Source organism: Paraburkholderia kirstenboschensis (assembly GCF_032806925.1).
Taxonomy (GTDB): Bacteria; Pseudomonadota; Gammaproteobacteria; order Burkholderiales; family Burkholderiaceae; genus Paraburkholderia; species Paraburkholderia kirstenboschensis.
Genome location: NZ_CP136512.1, coordinates 1,828,430 through 1,846,073 on the forward strand (window position 1 = coordinate 1,828,430; position 17,644 = coordinate 1,846,073).

A 17,644-nucleotide genomic window follows, 5' to 3' on the forward strand; every position below is an offset into this window, starting at 1 on the left:
ACGAGTTGTCGAGCGCGGCACGACGGAACGCGCCACTGTATCGATTTAGTGTATCGATACAGTAAATCGCGGCATCGCCAGATCAAATGGGCGTTTACCCGGGTTCACGTCGGTTGGTCGTGACGTCGTGCGTGCGGACAAACCGCTAAAGCGATCGCGACGCAGCGATGAAGAACCGGTTCGTGGGCGCTCGCTGGTGAACGTCGCGGCAAGGCTGACCCATGAGAGCGGCCGAGCACCTTCGGAAGTCCGTGGGTGAGCAGGACAAGGCCGAAACCAAGTCGCAGTACGGCGTATGACACGGGATCGAAGAGTCGATAGAGCCGGCCAAGTTGCGGGATGATCAGCTTCGGAGCCGTCTGACTCGCGTTGCGGGGTTCGAGTTCTTGCGTGTCGAGATCCATAGCTCTCGTTAACGAGGCGCATGTCGTGGCGCCGGGGCGGTCCGCGAAACAGAAGTCAGCGAGACGACTGGCATGACTGACCGCATTTTTGTCGTTGTCCGTCTTGAGATAAAGAGCGGGAGATGGACATCTGCATTCGAGGTCGATCAATAATGGACGCGAGCGGAGGGGGCTGTGGAAGGGCGTTTGTGTTGCTTGCCGTCGAACAGTGCGTCACCTGGAAATCGCTGAAAGTCGGTTGCGCTCCTGAAAACCAGGGTCATCAGACAATTCATTGCATGCGCAAGGAGCCCGGCAGCGCGCCGTGCAGGCCACTGCCGCACCGGGCCGATAACGCGCGTCATGCGTGGGTTTGTCGATAGGTGGGCGCGAATGTTTGCCCGATTGCGACGGACGATAGCCAGACGGTACAAATAATGCTGGCCTTGCAGCCAGGCCGGTTGCATGCGGTTATCGTTGATGCGAGACAAGGACTACAACCGGCGGTGACCATGACTTTGAAAAAGTACCCAATGCGACTCTTTTCGTGGCTGCTGACGCCCGTCCTCTTTTTACCGACACCGGCATTCAGTCATGCACTGGACCAGGAAATGGCATGCGAGGGCACGCCGCATGAATTCGTCGAGGAACTGCTCAATCTGCAATCGATAGAAACGCCAGCGAGCCGCGTTCAGCAGGATTCAGTCAACGCGTTTCGTCCCACCCGCGGTGCACATCTGACTGCGTTCGGTTTCCGGGTGAAGGCGATTTTTGGATATCAGCCCGACGATCCGCTTTTCGAGGCCGGCACCGGCAAGCCAGCGTCCGCACCAATCTATGGCGTGGTCGTGTTCGGTTCGTCCGAGTCGGTGCAGCGTGAACTGGCTGCGGCGGGCAGCCGCGCCATCACTCATTCGGTGATTCCGATGGTGCTGACCGCAATTGTCTGTGCGCAATGACACATGACGAAGCGCAGCGCCTATCGAGCTCGGCCGGTGGTGGATACGTTCAATCATGCCAGCGCCAACGGCACCCGCGAACGCGTTGTGCAGGTGGTGGAGACCGTTGAGCAGGCAACTTTTGAAAGATTTCGATTGCTGTGGAACTGGGTATGTCTGGTAACACTAGAGCATTGGCTGTCGCGCTATTAGAGGCGAACCCCGCTGCATGTGCAGTGCTCGCTCGCGACCTAACCGTAATTGAAGCTAACGTTCGTTTCAGTGACCTGTTCGACTACCGCCCGTCACCGCCGGTGTCCAAGGAGTTTGTTTCGCTCGTCATCGAGAAGCTGCCGGTTCTGTCGAGAGAGGCGTGGCGAGGAAAACTCCTGGCGGCCGCGACGCGAGCACTCGAAGAACATCGGACGGAGAGCGTCATCATTGCCGACGCTTCGATCGATGCGGACGTCGCGCCGGACGCTCCTGGTTTTGAATCGGGCGTCACATGGTGCGTCGAATTCAATCCTCTCTCCGTTGGAGATGCCATCGGCATCGCGCCGGCAATGCTGGTGCTAGTCAAGTCCAAAGACGCGCCGGGCGAAGTTTCACCGGCGGGCAGAAAGTGCGAGGGCGCCGCCGCGGCCCGGAGCGATGACACTTCGACGGCGACGGCCCATGTCGACGCTCGTGACGATTCGGAATTGCGCCGATTGCTGTTGGAGGCCCGATATCACGCGCTGGTGAAGGTGGCCAGCTCGGCGGCCTACGTGTGCGACGCTGTGGGCAGATTCGTGGTGCCGCAACCTTCGTGGGAAAGCTATACGGGGCAGCCGTGGGAAAAGCACCAAGGTTATGGGTGGGCCGAGATGATCCATCCGGACGATCGGCTTGCGGCACAGACAGCGCTGAATAAGTCACTTGAGACAGATGGGCCGTACCGCGCGGACGTGCGACTGTGGCACGCCGCATCCTCGACGTACCGGCGTTGCCAGATACGCGCGGCGGGCTCGCACGACGAGCGCGGCGCGATCTACGAATGGGTGGGGATGATTACCGATGTCGAAGAAACGCTAATAAATGCGCAAAGTCTCACGGAAGAACGCGAGCGTCTGGACCTGTCGATCGAGGCGGCCGAAATCGGCACATTCCACTGTCCGATCCCGCTGGACCGAATAATCTGGAACGTCAAGTGCAAGGAACACTTCTGGCTGCCTGCGAACGCCGAGGTGGGCTTTGACCTCTTCTATGCAAGGATTCACCCGGACGATCGGCAAAAAACGCGAGCCGCTATCGAGAAGGCTGTCAACGAAGGCGTCCCTTACGACATCGAGTACCGAACTGCTTCGCCCTCGGGTGATATCCGATGGATCCGTGCCAAGGGGCGGACACATGTCGACGAAGCTGGCCGGCCGTTGCAGTTCGACGGCATCACCATCGACGTTTCATCGCACAAAGCGCTTGAAATGGAGCGCGACCGGCTTCTGACAAACGAGCGGCTGTTGCGCTTCGAGGCGCAACATGCCAATCAACTCAAAGACGCCTTTCTTGCTACGGTGTCTCACGAGTTGCGAACGCCACTTAACGCGATGCAATCGTGGCTCTACCTTCTGAAACACGAAAACGCCGATCCTGACCTGCTCGCTCGCGGCATCGAGGCGATAGACCGCAACGTCGAACTGCAAACGCGGCTTGTGGACGACCTGCTCGACCTTAGCCGCATCGCCGCCGGCAAGCTGTTCATCAACTCGAGCGAGGTGGACCTCGTGCCGCTGCTTATCGCCGAGATCAGCGACGTTGAGTTGGCCGCGGGCGCTAAACGAGTCGAGATCGTGCCGCGGCTGGCAGACACACTGCTCGTGGAGGGCGACCCGCTCCGGCTTCGTCAGGTGTTTTCCAATGTCCTCAGCAATGCGCTGAAATACTCGGGCGCTGAAGGGAAAATAGATATCGTTGCCATTCGCGCCGGCAACTGGGCAGAGATACGGGTTGAGGACAATGGCGCGGGTATTCCGGCTTCCTTCATCAACCACGTATTCGAGCCATTTGCACAAGCTTCACAGGCAACGACACGCCGCTTCGGCGGGCTCGGTATTGGCCTCGCAATAGCGAAGAGCATTGTGACTCTGCATGGCGGATCGATCACGGCACATAGTGAAGGCGACGGGCGCGGGAGCACTTTCGTCGTTCACATTCCTCTGCTGGCCGAAGATAGGGGAGCACCGGCTGGACGCCCTCTGGCAGACATAGTGTCATCGTCTCGCGACGAGGCGCTCACCGGCATCAGGGTGCTCCTGGTCGAAGACGAAGCGGAGGTGCGTGATGCAATGCTTGCCGTACTGGAGTCCGCTGGGGCGGCGGTGCGCGGTGCGGAATCGGCGCCCGAAGCGCGTCAGCAGATCGTTGACGAGCAGTTCGACGTCATTCTTTCAGACATCGGCATGCCGGACGAAGACGGCTATTCGCTTATCCGCTCACTGCGGCAGCAGGGCAATCGAACGCCGGCGATCGCGGTGACAGCGTTCGGGCGCCCAGAAGACAGGTCGCGTGCATTGCAGGCGGGCTTCGACTTGCATATGCCGAAGCCCGTCGAGCCGAGGGGCCTCTTCAGAGCCATTCGGGAACTGCTCCGAGTTTAGGTTCCCAATGAGGTGCGCCCGAGCGTACCGAGGGCAGCGCAACGCTACGAGCGTGATCGAGGTCCTGCGTGGGCGCGCCTCTCTTCTTCACGCGTGAGTCGTTGCCTGCGTCGTTCTTTCGCGGCCTTTTTTTCGGCCGCACCCTCCGCCTCTGCATGGGCGTCGCCGATCACCTTGCCGATCGCCTCCTTCACGGAGCCTCGCGCTTCACTGGTCTGTGCCGTCCTTCCTCGTCGGTTGTCCATTTTTTGCCTCCCGTGTTACGTCAACCGAAATCGCTGTCTTTCATAAGGTAAGGAAGAGCGGCGCGGGGAAAGTTCCCCGAACACGCGCGGACCGGCACTTCGCACGCTAAGAGGGGCGAATCATTCGATGTCAACATGCAATTGCTCCCAGGCTCTGGGTGCATTTGCGGCTACCGGTCGGTAATTACATCCCTGATAATCTCGCAATAACGAACGTGCTCGGAACACCATGTCCGCACGTGCTGCATGTTGCTGCGCATACGCTTCCTGATGATTCCCAACGCGTCTGCGCGACTCGACAGGCGGTCGCAACCGGCGAGCCCGCCGGTGTGCCGCCGCAGGCGCTTTCGTCCTTGAACCTTGCCGCGACGCGGCGCCCGAACAGAACAGGCAGCCGCGATGGACGCTTCCGTGCAACGCCCGAAAACCGACCGCCGTCAGCTCCAGCAGATCATCGCAGGCTTGAGCGAAGGGGTCATTCTCATAGAACCCGACCAGAGCATTCGTTGGGCCAACCAGGCCGCCCTCGACATGCATGGAGCAAGCAGCATCGAGGAACTCGGGCGAAACGTGTCCGAGTACCGGCAAAGGTTTCAGCTTCGCTACCGGAACAATCACCGCATCGAACCAGGCAGCTATCCGATCGACCGCGTGGTCGCCGGTGAATCCTTTAGCGACGTACTGGTGGAGGTCGCACCCGCCGGGCAAGTCGAGCCTCGCTGGGTTCATCGCGTGCGAAGTCTGGTGATTACCGATACGAACGGCGAGCCTGACTGTCTCGTGCTCATCCTGCACGATGCGACTGAGTGGGCAAGTGCCGAGGAGCGCTTCGAAAAGACCTTCGGCGCAAATCCAGCGCCTGCCGTGATCTGCAGGCTCAGCGATCTTCGCTTCATCAAGGTCAATCGCGGCTTTGTCGAGATGACGGGCTATACGCGCGAGCAGGTAATCGGGCGTTCAGTCTATGAACTCGATGTCCTCGAAAATGCGTCGCAAAAAGAACTGGCGGTCGAGCGCCTGACAGCAGGGCAGACCATTCCGCAAATGGAAGCGTTGCTGCGCCTCGCGGACTCGGAGTCCAAGCTGGTTATCGTCGCGGGACAGCCGATCGATCTCGCCGACGAACGGTGCATGCTCTTCACGTTTATGGATCTGGAGCCGCGCAGAAAGGCCGAAGAAGCGCTGCGGCGCAGCGAGGAACAATTTGCCAATGCGTTCAGGATGGCCCCGATCCCGACCATCGTATATGCCCGCGATTCGCTTACGCTGCTCGAGGCGAACCAGGCGTTTGTCGATGCCACGGGTTTCGCGGCTGAAGAACTTGTCGGTCACACGCTCGAGGAATCGACCTTCTGGGACGCGGCGGATGCGCACGCGAACATAGAGCGGACGCTCGCCACGTCGGGAAATCTGCGCAACGTCGAGTTCAAGGTGCGCACCCGGGCCGGGCTTGCGGTCGACTGCCTGATCTCCGCCGAGTCGGTGCCCATTCATGGCGACGACTGCGTGCTAATGGTGTTTCAGGACATCACCGAGCGCAAACGCACCGAGGTCGAACTTCTTCTCGCGATCGAAGCCGTCATGCAGGACGCTTCGTGGTTCAGCCGGTCGATTCTGGACAAGCTTCGCCATATCCGCAGCGGTACGGCACCCGGTAAGGTCGATGCGGCGATCTCCGACCTGACACCGCGCGAGCGCGACGTTCTCGCGCTGATCTGCGAGGGCCTTGCCGACAAGGAAATTGCCACGAGACTTGGCGTGGCTCCGAACACCGTCCGCAGTCGCGTGAGTACGTTGTACGCAAAGCTCGGTGTGCACAGCCGCAGCGAGGCGATCATCTGGGCGCGCGAACATGGCCTGCCGGCTGGCGGCGTTGCAAGCACACGTCCTGCGGCACGCGGTTCCCGACGTTCTTCCTGACTCTGAGGCCGGGACAGCCGGCGTCTTTTTACCTCTCATGGAAAATCAAAGTTCTGACCTCCGTGGCAGTCACATGGACCACCGCGTATCGACCGGCGTTGCCGGCCTCGACGAGATCCTGGCCGGCGGTCTTACGGCAAGCCGGGTCTATCTGGTCGAAGGGCCGCCCGGTGCGGGCAAGACGACTCTTGCACTGCAGTTCCTGCTCGAAGGTCAGCGCCAGGGCGACACCGGTCTCTACGTCACGCTGTCCGAAACCGCTACGGAGCTGCGTTCGGTGGCCGCGACGCACGGATGGTCACTCGACGGCCTGGCACTCGTCGAGCTATTGAGCGACGAAGGGCTCACGCCTGCATACCAGCAGACAGTGCTGAATCCGGCCGAGCTCGAACTCGGCGAAACGGTGCGCAACGTGATGCGACAGGTCGAGCAACTTCGTCCTGCACGCGTGGTGTTCGACAGCCTGTCCGAACTACGGCTTCTGTCGCTGAGTCCACTGCGTTATCGCCGGCAGTTACTCGCGCTCAAGCGGTTTCTGGGCAACCGGAATTGCACCGTGCTGCTCCTCGACGACGAAACCTCCGAAGCCGGCGACGTGCAGTTGCACAGTCTGGCGCACGGAGTCATCAACCTGAATCAGATGACGCACGAATACGGCACGCAGCGTCGGCGTCTGCGCATCGTCAAGATGCGCGGCGTGGCCTTTCAGGGAGGTTTTCATGACTTCACGTTGAAAAGCGGGGGCATCCAGGTTTTTCCGACGCTGGTGGCCGGGCATCGACACGCAGAGTTCGACTACGAAAACCTTTCCACCGGTGTGCCGGAACTCGACGCGCTGCTGGGCGGCGGCCTTGCACGCGGAACGAATACTTTGCTGGTGGGCCCGTCGGGCGCGGGCAAAACCACTACCGTGCTCAGGTGCATACAGACGGCACTCGAACGGGGCGAGCACGCCGTCTATTATCTCTTCGACGAAACGCTCGGCACGCTACTGCGTCGCGCAGCGGCGCTCGGCATGGATCTTTCGCCTCATCTGGAAAGCGGTCTGCTGTCGATCCAGCCGATAGACCCAGCAGAGCTGTCGCCAGGCGAATTCACTCACCGCGTCCAGGTGACGGTCGAGACGCACGGTGCGCGCGTGGTGGCTATCGACAGCATCAATGCGTATCTGCAGGCGATGCCTGGCGAAAAATACCTGATGCTCCAGATGCACGAGCTATTGACCTATCTGAACCAGCGGGGTGTCATGTCCCTGCTCGTTCTCGGTCAGCACGGCATCATCGGAGAGACCCAGAGCAATCTCGACGTGAGCTACCTGAGCGATGCGTTGCTGCTGTTCAGGTTCTTCGAAGCAGAAGGCTCGGTGTTGACTGCGGTGTCCGTCGTCAAAAGCCGGACCAACATGCATGAACGCTCCATTCGGCAATTCCGGCTAAGCGACAAGGGGCTCGAAGTGGGCGATGTGTTGAGCGATTTCAAAGGCGTGTTGTCGGGGTTGCCGTCTTATACCGGACATACGCCTTTGCTCGGCGCGAGTTCCGTTGCCCCCGGGTGAGATGTAGCGCTGCGCGCCTTTGTCGGTGTCGTGCTGACGGGGCGCGGAAGCAGTCCACGTCCCATTCGCCCGCTTCATCATGGCAACAGCCATTGCCAAAGGCGTGCACATATCGGTAGGCACTCGCCGAGGGAGCCAGAGCGAGGCGGCGCCTGTCGAACACTGCGGCTCGGCGGTACATTTCGGTAACATTCGCCAGTCCCTTAGAATGCCGGGATTGACCCAATGACGTCGGAGCTGGTGATGCGTATCCTGGTGATCGAAGACGAGCCGAAAACAGGCGCGTACCTGAAAAAGGGCCTGGAAGAATCGGGCTATTCCGTCGACCTCGCGAACGACGGCGCCGACGGCCTGCTGCTCGCGCAGGAGCAGGACTACGACGTGATCGTACTGGACGTGATGCTGCCGACAATGGACGGTTGGGCCGTGCTGAAAGTACTACGCGCGACTCATGCCACGCCGGTGCTGTTCCTTACCGCGCGCGACGACGTGAACGACCGCGTGCGCGGCCTCGAACTGGGCGGCGACGATTACCTCGTCAAACCGTTCGCATTTGTCGAACTGCTTGCACGCGTGCGTACGTTGGCGCGGCGCGGTCCGCCGCGGGAGAGCGAGCTGCTGGCCATCGGCGACCTGGAGATGGACGTCAACCGGCGGCGCGTGAAACGCGGCGCAACGCGTATCGATCTGACGCCACGCGAGTTCTCGCTGTTACAACTGCTCCTGCGCCGCCAGGGCGAGGTGCTGAGCCGCACGCAGATCGCCTCATATGTGTGGGACATGAATTTCGACAGCGATACGAACGTGGTCGAGGTGGCGATTCGCCGCTTGCGCGCGAAGATCGACGACGCTTTTCCCGTCAAGCTGATCCAGACCGTGCGCGGCGTCGGATATGTAATCGAAGCGAAAGAGCCGGACTGATGGCCGCACGTTCGCTGACCACCACGCTTGCACTCGCGTTCGCTGGCACGACGCTGCTCGTGTTCGCGCTGGTCGGCAGCGTGCTGTACTTCGCGATCGACCGCCAGGTTAAACAGCAGGACGACCTCGACATCGTGCTGATCGCGCGGCACACGCGGCGTCTCGCGCAAGAACTCGATACGCTCGACGAACTGCGCAGCCACGGCGACCGGCTGACCAGCCAGGTGCTGGGCAACCTTGCGCTATCCATGGAAGTGCGGGATTCGCAGCGCAAGCTGCTGCTCGAACACAACACGGCGGCCATTGCCGACACGGCGACGCCGTCGCCCGCGCTCATGAAACGAATCGGCGCCTCTCAACGCATCACCGAAGCCGACATCGCAGAGTGGCGCACCGCGCAGGGCGTGCCCGTGCGGGGACTCGCCGCCGATGCGGTGTTGCGCGATGGCACACCGGTGACGGTGATCATCGCGCGCAACATGGCGGATCGCTGGCTTCTGCTCGACCGGTATCGCGACCGGCTGCATGTCGCGGGTCTCGCGGGCATGCTGCTCGCGTTCCTGATGAGCTGGTTGCTGGTGCGCGAGTCGTTGCGTCCATTGCGCGCGATGGCTCGCAGCGCGGCCGCCGTCACCGTCGACAAACTGGACACGCGCATCGAAGCCGATGGTGCGCCGAATGAACTGGCGGCGCTCATCGTGTCGCTGAACGCGATGCTGGACCGCCTGCACGGCGGCTTCGAACGGATGTCGCAATACACGGCGGACCTCGCCCACGATATGCGCACGCCGCTTGGCAATCTGCGCGGATCAACTGAAGTCGCGCTGGCACGCCCACGTTCGGCCGATGAATATCAGTCCGTGCTCGCGTCGAATCTCGAAGAGTGCGAACGGTTGTCCCGCATGATCGAAAGCGTGCTGTTTCTAGCCCGTGCCGAGCATCCGCAATTCGTCAAGACGCTGACGCAGGTCGATGCACAGCAAGAGCTTTCGCGCATCGCCGAATACTTCGAGGGCGTCGCCGACGAAGCCGGCGTGCAAATTCGCGTGACAGGCGGCGGCCAGTTGCGCGCCGACGTCGAGCTATTTCGGCGCGCCGTCAACAATCTGCTTGCGAATGCACTCCGCTATACGCCGCGCGGCGCCATGATCACGTTGAGTGCACAGACGCCCGCCGAGGCTCCCCATACGCTGCGTGTGACCGTGGCGAACGAGGGCAAGCCGATCGATCCGGCCTTGCTCGAGCGGGTGTTCGACCGCTTCTATCGCGTGGACCCGTCGCGCAAAAGCGAGCCGAACGCGTCCGGCTCCGCGGGGCTGGGTCTTGCCATTGTGCGAACCATCATGGAACTGCACGGCGGCAGCGCGCATGCCGAAAGCGATGCGGCCAGCACACGCTTCATCCTGACGTTTGCGGCCGCGTAGGCGGCGCGTTCGGTGACGTATTCGTTGCTGTGTTCCCGCTTTCACCGAGCGAGGTGCGACTCCAGGCGCGACTGCGCCGCGCCCGCCGTCACCGTGGGTGCATAGCCGGCGCGCTGGTAGTCGAGCATCGCTCGGGCGGCCTGCAACTGCGCTACCGCTTTCGCCACGGTCTGATTCGACACATCGACGCGCGCTTCGAGCTGATCCAGTTCGGCGTCGTGAAAGAGCGTCCACCGTGGGCCGGGCGGCTCGGCATCGGCTGGCGCAGCGACGCTCCAGCCGGGCGCCGCCGCGCCTGCGTATCGAGCGGGCACGGCCGCTTGCGGTTGGTGATATGCGGGCAGGGTCGAACACGCGGTCAACGCGCAGGCAGTGACGATAGCCGCGCTGCGGCGGGCGAATGGATGAAGAAGAGTGAGCGTGATCCGTCTCCTGGATCGCTTAACCGTGCCGTGCCGCGGGCGCGGCGACGCGCACCGGCTGGCCGTCCGCGAGTGCATCGCCGGGATTGTTGATCACCTGATCCGTCGACGTGACACCGGTCGCGATTTCAACGTAGGTGCCGAAGTCCCGGCCGATCGTCACCTTGCGAAGGTGCGCGCGGCCGTCCTGTCCGATGACCGCAACCGTGACGCCATCGGGTCTGAACAGCAATGCGCTCACCGGCAGTTCAAGCGCGGGGTGTTGCGTGCGCAACGCAAGATGAACCTGCGCATACGCGCCGGGCAACAACGCGCCGTCGCGATTGTCGACATCGATCTCCACGCGCAGCGTTCGGCTGACAGAATCGATTGCGTCGGCGCTGCGCGCGACGGTCGCCGCAAAGGAGCGGCCCGCATACTGCTGGGTCATCAGACGGACGCGCAGTGTCCCGCGGACATCCAGACCGCAGAGGCGAAGGTGTCAGCCGGACTGACTGCTGCGAATACGACGTCGGTTGGGGCGTGTCGACGAACGGTACGTCGCAAGCAGGCGCGCCCGCATCGGTGCACGGTGCCGGGCGGATTTACTTCGGACATTGAGCCGCGTTTGCGGTGTGACGTGCAGCAGCCGGGCGGGCAATGAATGCGTTCCTCGCGTGACGCGGGCTGCCCGGGCTTTCGCTCGCTGCCAGTTGACGACGGTTTCTGGTGCTTCGACGACGAACCCTGTGCGCTGGGGGCAGCGATCGAGAGTAGCGTGGGTCCCCGAATCGTCTCACGTTCTCAACGAGGCTTTACCACTGCTGATGGACAAACGGCGCGATCTTTTCCAGGTATAGCGCGCGAAGGACCGCCATGGCCGAATCAGTCAGCGGCGGCAGTTCGCTCGCCTCGCTGTTTGCTTTGGCTTGCGCTGCGTTCTTTGCCCCTGGGATGACAGTCGTCACTCCATCGTTCATGAGAATCCAGCGAAGCGCGAACTGCGCCATCGTGGCGTTCTGCGGAACGAGTGAGCGGATTTCGTCGACGGCTTCCAGAGCGACGTCATAAGGAACGCCGGCAAAGGTCTCGCCCTTGTCGAAAGCCTCGCCATTACGATTGAAAAGGCGATGGTCATTGGCCGCAAACGTCGTCTCGCGCGTCATTTTTCCCGTGAGCAGGCCCGATGCAAGAGGCACCCGGACAATGACCGCGATGCCTCGGTCACGAGCTTCCTGAATGAAGCGGGCTGGCCTTTGCCTGAAAATGTTGTAGATGATCTGTACCGACTTTACGCCCGGATATTCGATCGCTTTCAGACCTTCTTCGACTTTCTCGACCGACACGCCGTAGCTGCTGATCTTTCCCGATGCGACCATGCGGTCCATCGCATCGAAAACCTCCGGCCGGTAATAGACCTCGGTCGGTGGACAATGAAGCTGTACCAGATCGAGGCGCTCCATATCCAGGTTCTTCAAAGACCGGTCGACAAAAGCATTCAGATTCGCTGCGGTGTAGCCGTGCGCCACGTGGGGGTCCAGTCGCCGCCCGGCCTTGGTCGCAACGAAGGGTCGCGGCCCTGATCGTTCTTTGAGCACGTCCGCGATGATCCGCTCCGAACGCCCGTCGCCGTAAACGTCGGCGGTATCAATGAAGGTTGTACCGTTATCGAGCGCTGCATGCAGGGCGGCCTTTGCATCACTCTCGGCGACGTCGCCCCATGAGCCTCCAATCGCCCAAGCGCCAAACCCGATTTCAGAGACGCTACTTTCCGCGTGTCCGAATTTCCGCTGTTTCATCTTGATTCTCCGTTCATGGCATGAGTTGTCCGCCGTTGACCTCAATGACCTGCCCCGTGATATATCCCGACATGGCGGGAGACGCGAGGAACAGGAACGCACCGACGCATTCCTCCGGCAAGCCCTCTCTGCCCATCGGCACCGTGGCTGTCTGCGACGCCCGGATTTCCGGCGGCGTGTATTTGTCGTGGAACGGCGTTTGTATGAGTCCTGGTGCTACCGCGTTGACCCGTATTCCGTCGTGTACGAATTCCTTTGCGTGGCCACGGGTCAAACTGCTGACAAAGCTTTTTGAAGCAGCGTAAAGCACCGCTCCCGCGCCGCCGCCAGTACGTGCAGCAATGGACGACGTATTGATGACGTAACCACCGGATTCCTTGAGAAACGGATGGGCAGCCGAGGTTGCTTCCCAAACCGATCTCGCGTTCAGATTGACAACCTGTTCGAAGTGGCTGGCCGAGGCGCTTATAGATGCCAACCGCCCCAACATGCCGCCGGCGTTATTGATGAGCCCGTCAAGTCCGCCTAGAAGTTGCGCCGCTTCCTTCACGACCCGCGATGCTTCGCCCGGCTCGCTGACGTCGCCCTGGACAAGGTGAATGCGCTCCGGTGATTCCGCTCGCAGCGCTTGCGCGGCCGCTTCGCTCTCGTTGAAATGCGCGACCACGTGCGCACCGTGTGCGGCAAATGCGCGAACAACAGCCGCTCCTATTCCAGTCGACCCGCCCGTGACGAGAACCCTCGTATCTTTCAGATCGCCAATGTGTATTTGCTCAAGTCCATGCATGGAATTTCCTCCGAATGGATCAAACATGAGCGCGGTGTTCGCCGCCCAAGAAAATGATTACATACCGTAGAATGAAACGGATTCACTGGAGCGATGAACGGCATTCACCATGGCAAAGAACGACCGGATCGATTTTGCAGACTTAAGGTTGTTTCTCGCGATAGTCAGGTGCCGGAGTTTCCGGCTTGCTGCCATTGAACTAGGGCAGACCCCGTCGGCAGTCAGTCACGCGATGCGGCGGCTGGAAGATCGCCTCGGCGCAAAGCTGCTCAACCGCACAAGCAGGGCGGTTTCGCCCACGGAGGCCGGGCTCGATCTCGCTTCCCGGCTGGAAGAAGGCTTCAATCAGATCGGCTCGGCTCTGGAGAGTTTTGAAGCGCCGGGTACCGCGCGGCTCGGCTCTTTGCGTCTCAATGTTTTCGCGGATGCCGCCCACTTGCTGGTTGCACCGGCATTGCCGGAATTCGCGCGTCTGTGTCCCGAAGTGCAGCTTACGGTCGTGGTCGATAACCGGCCAATCGACATCGTTGCTGAAGGATACGACGCTGGAATGCGCTACGGTCACCATGTTCCGGAAGACATGATTGCGGTGCCGCTTACCGGCCCGCAGCGATGGGTGATGGCTGCGTCGCCCGCATATCTGAAGAAACACGGCACTCCCCGTCATGTCAGCGAACTGGCCGATCACAACTGCCTTCAGCTTTTACTCGGCGACAATTCGAGCTACCGTTGGGAGGTCAACGTTGCAGGTAAGACGACCCCTGTGCGAGTGCCCGGGTCGATCACGATCAACGATACCGCGACCACGATCAGCGCGTGCAAGGCAGGAATGGGCATAGCGTATCTGCTCGAAGCCCGAATCGCCGATGAACTGGCACGGCATACCCTGAGGGTTGTCCTGGAAGAGCATGCGTGCGCTGAGGATCCTTTCCACATTTACTACAGCGGCCGTCGATACAACCACCCGGCGTTACTTAGCTTGATCAATATCATCCGGAAACAGCAGTCACTCGCGAAGATTTCAAGGGCGCGTGCGTGAGCGGGACCGGCGCCGCTAATTGCTGCCGTTGCCACAAAGAGTCATTTGACGTGGACGTTCGTCATGCTGCCCGTCGCACGCTTTCGCATGCGACAGACGAGCGCTCTCGATGCCGTTAGTGAGCAACCGGCTCGTTGAGATAGACGCCCGAGGACAGCGTGGCTTTCACCTCTCGCGTGAACTCGTCGGTGGATACCTCCTCCGCGCCGGCTTCAATTGCGTCGTATGCCTGACGCACGACGTCGGCCGGCGTCGCCTTCGGCACTTCCAGCCCACGCGTCAGATCCGTATCGATGAAGCCGGCATGAAGCCCGACAACTTGCGTATGCTGTTCGCGCAACGAATGACGCAGGCCGTTGGTCAGCGCCCACGCGGCCGACTTCGACACGCCGTAACCAGAGAGGATCGGCCGGTTTACCCAGCTCGCGACCGAAAGCACGTTCAGAATCGCGCCGCCGCCGTTGCGGGCGAGGTTGCGCGCGAACGCCCGCGACATCGCCAGCATGCCAAACACGTTGGTTTCGAAGTGATCGCGCAACGCGTCGATCGCGCCGTCGTCCGTCAGGCTGCCAAGCCGTGCTATGCCCGCATTGTTGATCAGCAACGTGACGTCCCCCGCCGCCTCGGCGGCAGCGGCGACAGCCGCTGGATCGGTCACGTCGAGTTTCACCGGCACGACGCCCGGCAGCGTCATACTGGCCGGATCGCGCGCGCCTGCATAGACCTTGCGCGCCCCTCTTTCGAGCGCCTGTTTCGCAAACTCGAGGCCAAGGCCGCGGTTCGCGCCCGTTACGAAAACAACAGAACCGTCGATTTTCATGATGAATCCTTCATAGGGTTAATCGCAGGCGCGCCAGCTCAACGGGCGCATGGGAATTGATTAAAAGACTTCCTTGCACATCTGCATGTGTTGCCTTGTGTACCGTGCCGTCGGCGTTGCCTCACATCACACCCGGAAGTCCGCTAGACTTATGTCAATGTCGATCGACATCGTCTTTTAATGCATTGTGTCGACGCGACCCGGGTATGTCAATGGTGATTGACATTGTGCGTGTTAATCGATGCGATTGTCTGGTTAAGTGAGAAAGCGATGGGTGTGTCTCGACAACAGGCCGCCGAAAACCGGAGCGCGATTGTCGCGGCCGCCGAGCGGCTGTTTCGCGTTCACGGCGTCGACGCCGTGGGGCTCGCGGAGTTGATGAAAGAAGCCGGTTTCACGCAGGGTGGCTTTTACAACCACTTCAAGTCGAAGGACGCGCTGGTCGCCGCGGTGATGGAAAAGGCGATGCAAGACTATGGGGATTCGCCGAACGCCGGTAGCCTCGTCAAGCAAACCGCGCGGTATCTGTCGACCCGGCACCGCGACAACATCGAGGCGGGGTGCCCGCTGGCCGGCTTCGTTGGCGACGCTCCCCGGATGTCCGCCGCCGCGCGTGTGTCCTACGCTCGCGGCCTGGCGGCGTATCTCAACCGGTTTGCAGCCATGATTTCCAAGGAAGGCGCGACGCCGGAAGAAACCCGCCAGGATGCCATTGCGGCGTTCAGTCAGATGGTCGGGGCGCTCGTGTTGTCGCGTGCGATTGCAGATGCCGATCCTGCCTTCGCCGACGAAATCCTCGAAGCAGGGCGCCGCACGCTGGCCGATGAGACGCCACCTACGGCTCCTTGAGCGACCGTGCGATAGGACGGGCACTGGGATCGGGCAGGGCCGTTTGGCTAATGACTGGTTAAATCGTCGAACGTCGTCGCGCTTTCGGCGCTGAAGGGACGCTCAACTTACATCGTACTCACGCAAGTGCGCTGCGTTCGCAATGCACTCAGCACGACGTCCACAACCCGCTCGACGCTCGGCCAGTTTTTTTCGTGTTGGCCTTCGATATAAACATCCGGTGAGACGCTCTTATAGTGTTCCGGATATCCCCAGATCGCATCGTGAACCGTCGGCCTCGTGATACTGCCGCCGAGCACTGCGACAGTCGGCCGGTGGGAGGCGGCAGCCACATGCATCAGCATCGAAGAATTGGTCAAGACGACATTCGCGTTTTCGGCGAGCGCAAAGACCGTTCGCATCGACACCTCGCCTGCCACCGAACGCACCGGAACATCAGGTCCGGCGGCGGCGATAGCTTCGTTGGCACGCGCCTTGTCGGCCTCGCTGCCAACTATAAGAATGTCACAGCGGTCGCCCGACCGTTGCAATGCGGACGCAAGCTGCAAGAGAGCTGCCCCAAACTGACGGGGATGCCAAGCTTTGGTGGGCACGCCCGCCCCCACGCCGACCAGCACTCGCCATGTCGTGCGAATGTCCGGGGAGTCACTGGACCAGATCCTCATGGCGCTTGCTCGTTCTGCTGCCGTGAGGAAAAGTTGTGGTCGAGCGTCTGGAAGGTCGGTTGCGCCTAGCAACTCTGCTTGTGCGAGCGCGGCGCGACCGGATTGACGGCGCGCAAATTCAATGTAAGCGTGACACCCGCTGTGGCCGCCGCGGTAGCCGCGCACGCCGATGCGGTATCGCACACCAAGCCGCATCATTAGAAGCGCCCCCATGTAACTGCCGAGGACGTCGATGCCGACATCGAACCTACCTCGCTTACGCAGTGCGGCGACTTGTGGCGATTTCAGCAGGAAACGCACGACGTTACCTGGCGAGCGGTTCTCGACGATCTTGTTGTTCCATGGTGCATCGATCTCGACGATCTCATCGACGAAGGGATTGTTCTCGAGAATCGGACGCCCCCAGCTGCCGATGCCGGCAACGATACGGGTGGCCGGGAAGCGTTTCTTGAGCGCCTCGAAGATCGGCGTCGCAGTCAGCAATTCACCAAAATCGTTCGGCCGAAGGACAAGAATTTCGCGCGGCGTACTGCGATGAGGGTCATGCCGCTGCGGGGTCAAGCGGCCAATCACCCAGACCGGCAGTTCAGTTAGCAAGCTTTTCCATTCCATTGCATATCCAGGAGACGAGGTGAGTGCCAAGCCGCGCTGAGCGACGCACCGATTGTGCATGGACGGAGGTGCCCGGTCTGTGGGCAGCCATACGAAACTGCCGCCTCGTGAGCGCTCGCCGCTATGATCGTTCGCGACTTCACAGGTTTCCGTCGCCGGTGTTGAGGAAATTAATATTGTCCCGTGGCGTGTAGCGGGCGAGGTAAGCGCGATAGCTTCCTGGTGCACTGGCTCAGGCATGGCCCTTCACAATCGAGCCGGACGTCCGTTGAGACGGGCCCGCTTTAAGTGAAGATATCTCTGTCGCCCGGCGGACTTCAGTTCAACGTTCTTTCCTCCGGACGCAACGTCAAGACTCGCACACCGTGTCGGGTCACGGCGACGGTATGCTCCAATTGTGCGGAGAGTTTTCCATCGTTCGTGACGACCGTCCAGCCATCGTCTTCGGTCCGAACCGCATGTCGGCCCTGGTTGATCATCGGCTCGATGGTAAATACCATGCCTTCTTGCAGCAGCAGACCGGTTCGCGGCTTTCCCCAATGCAGCACCTGAGGAAGCTCGTGCATTTCGCGTCCGATGCCGTGCCCACAATATTCCCTCACGACCGAATAACCGTTTCTCCGTGCGTGCCGCTCGATCGCATGACCTGT

General features: G+C 61.1%; 13 protein-coding genes and 3 pseudogenes. 9 read left to right on the forward strand and 7 right to left on the reverse strand.

Annotated features, from left to right (window positions below):
* Positions 1-895: 895 nt before the first annotated feature.
* The 7 genes from RW095_RS17005 (at position 896) to RW095_RS17040 (ending at position 10,022) form a co-directional block, all read left to right on the forward strand.
* Positions 896-1,342, forward strand: a complete 447-nt coding sequence (locus tag RW095_RS17005) for a hypothetical protein (protein ID WP_317017109.1) — start codon at positions 896-898, stop codon at positions 1,340-1,342.
* Positions 1,343-1,345: 3 nt separating this feature from the next.
* On the forward strand, positions 1,346-1,534 hold the full coding sequence (locus RW095_RS17010) for a hypothetical protein (RefSeq protein WP_317017111.1): 189 nt from the start codon (positions 1,346-1,348) through the stop codon (positions 1,532-1,534).
* A complete protein-coding gene (locus tag RW095_RS17015) occupies positions 1,495-3,957 on the forward strand; it encodes a hybrid sensor histidine kinase/response regulator (RefSeq protein WP_317017112.1) in 2,463 nt (820 codons plus the stop codon). The genes RW095_RS17010 and RW095_RS17015 overlap by 40 nt, the downstream gene beginning before the upstream one ends.
* A gap of 644 nt (positions 3,958-4,601) precedes the next feature.
* Positions 4,602-6,122, forward strand: coding sequence for a helix-turn-helix transcriptional regulator (locus tag RW095_RS17025; protein ID WP_317017114.1), 1,521 nt, complete (start codon positions 4,602-4,604; stop codon positions 6,120-6,122).
* 73 nt (positions 6,123-6,195) lie between these two features.
* Positions 6,196-7,677: an ATPase domain-containing protein gene (locus tag RW095_RS17030; protein ID WP_317017116.1), complete on the forward strand. Its 1,482-nt coding sequence runs from the start codon at positions 6,196-6,198 to the stop codon at positions 7,675-7,677.
* Positions 7,678-7,920: 243 nt separating this feature from the next.
* The gene (locus RW095_RS17035) at positions 7,921-8,598 is read left to right on the forward strand and encodes a heavy metal response regulator transcription factor (protein ID WP_317019873.1); all 678 of its coding nucleotides are present in this window, start codon (positions 7,921-7,923) and stop codon (positions 8,596-8,598) included.
* The gene (locus RW095_RS17040) at positions 8,598-10,022 is read left to right on the forward strand and encodes a heavy metal sensor histidine kinase (protein ID WP_317017117.1); all 1,425 of its coding nucleotides are present in this window, start codon (positions 8,598-8,600) and stop codon (positions 10,020-10,022) included. Before RW095_RS17035 ends, RW095_RS17040 begins: the two co-directional genes overlap by 1 nt.
* Positions 10,023-10,087: 65 nt before the next feature.
* Here RW095_RS17040 and RW095_RS17045 read toward each other — a convergent pair.
* The 4 genes and pseudogenes from RW095_RS17045 to RW095_RS17060 all read right to left on the reverse strand — a co-directional run.
* A pseudogene (locus RW095_RS17045) lies at positions 10,088-10,447 on the reverse strand (RND transporter); the annotation flags it as partial.
* A 16-nt stretch (positions 10,448-10,463) separates the two neighbouring features.
* Positions 10,464-10,886 (reverse strand): annotated as a pseudogene (locus RW095_RS17050) (efflux RND transporter periplasmic adaptor subunit); the annotation flags it as partial.
* A gap of 352 nt (positions 10,887-11,238) precedes the next feature.
* Entirely contained in the window at positions 11,239-12,222 is a 984-nt protein-coding gene (locus RW095_RS17055) for an aldo/keto reductase (protein ID WP_317019874.1), read from the reverse strand.
* Positions 12,223-12,235: 13 nt separating this feature from the next.
* Positions 12,236-13,009: an SDR family NAD(P)-dependent oxidoreductase gene (locus RW095_RS17060; protein ID WP_317017119.1), complete on the reverse strand. Its 774-nt coding sequence runs from the start codon at positions 13,007-13,009 to the stop codon at positions 12,236-12,238.
* A gap of 109 nt (positions 13,010-13,118) precedes the next feature.
* Between RW095_RS17060 and RW095_RS17065 the strand changes: the two genes are divergently transcribed.
* On the forward strand, positions 13,119-14,048 hold the full coding sequence (locus tag RW095_RS17065) for a LysR family transcriptional regulator (protein WP_317017120.1): 930 nt from the start codon (positions 13,119-13,121) through the stop codon (positions 14,046-14,048).
* 115 nt (positions 14,049-14,163) lie between these two features.
* On the opposite strand, the gene RW095_RS17070 is transcribed toward RW095_RS17065, so the two are convergent.
* Positions 14,164-14,868, reverse strand: a complete 705-nt coding sequence (locus RW095_RS17070; protein ID WP_317017122.1) for an SDR family oxidoreductase — start codon at positions 14,866-14,868, stop codon at positions 14,164-14,166.
* A 270-nt stretch (positions 14,869-15,138) separates the two neighbouring features.
* On the opposite strand from RW095_RS17070, the gene RW095_RS17075 reads away from it, so the two are divergent.
* Entirely contained in the window at positions 15,139-15,717 is a 579-nt protein-coding gene (locus RW095_RS17075; RefSeq protein WP_317017123.1) for a TetR/AcrR family transcriptional regulator, read from the forward strand.
* 107 nt (positions 15,718-15,824) lie between these two features.
* On the opposite strand, the gene RW095_RS17080 is transcribed toward RW095_RS17075, so the two are convergent.
* Together RW095_RS17080 and RW095_RS17085 are read right to left on the reverse strand one after the other, a co-directional pair.
* The gene (locus tag RW095_RS17080; RefSeq protein WP_317017125.1) at positions 15,825-16,994 is read right to left on the reverse strand and encodes a glycosyltransferase family 9 protein; all 1,170 of its coding nucleotides are present in this window, start codon (positions 16,992-16,994) and stop codon (positions 15,825-15,827) included.
* A gap of 317 nt (positions 16,995-17,311) precedes the next feature.
* Positions 17,312-17,641 (reverse strand): annotated as a pseudogene (locus RW095_RS17085) (M24 family metallopeptidase); the annotation flags it as partial.
* Positions 17,642-17,644 lie beyond the last annotated feature (3 nt).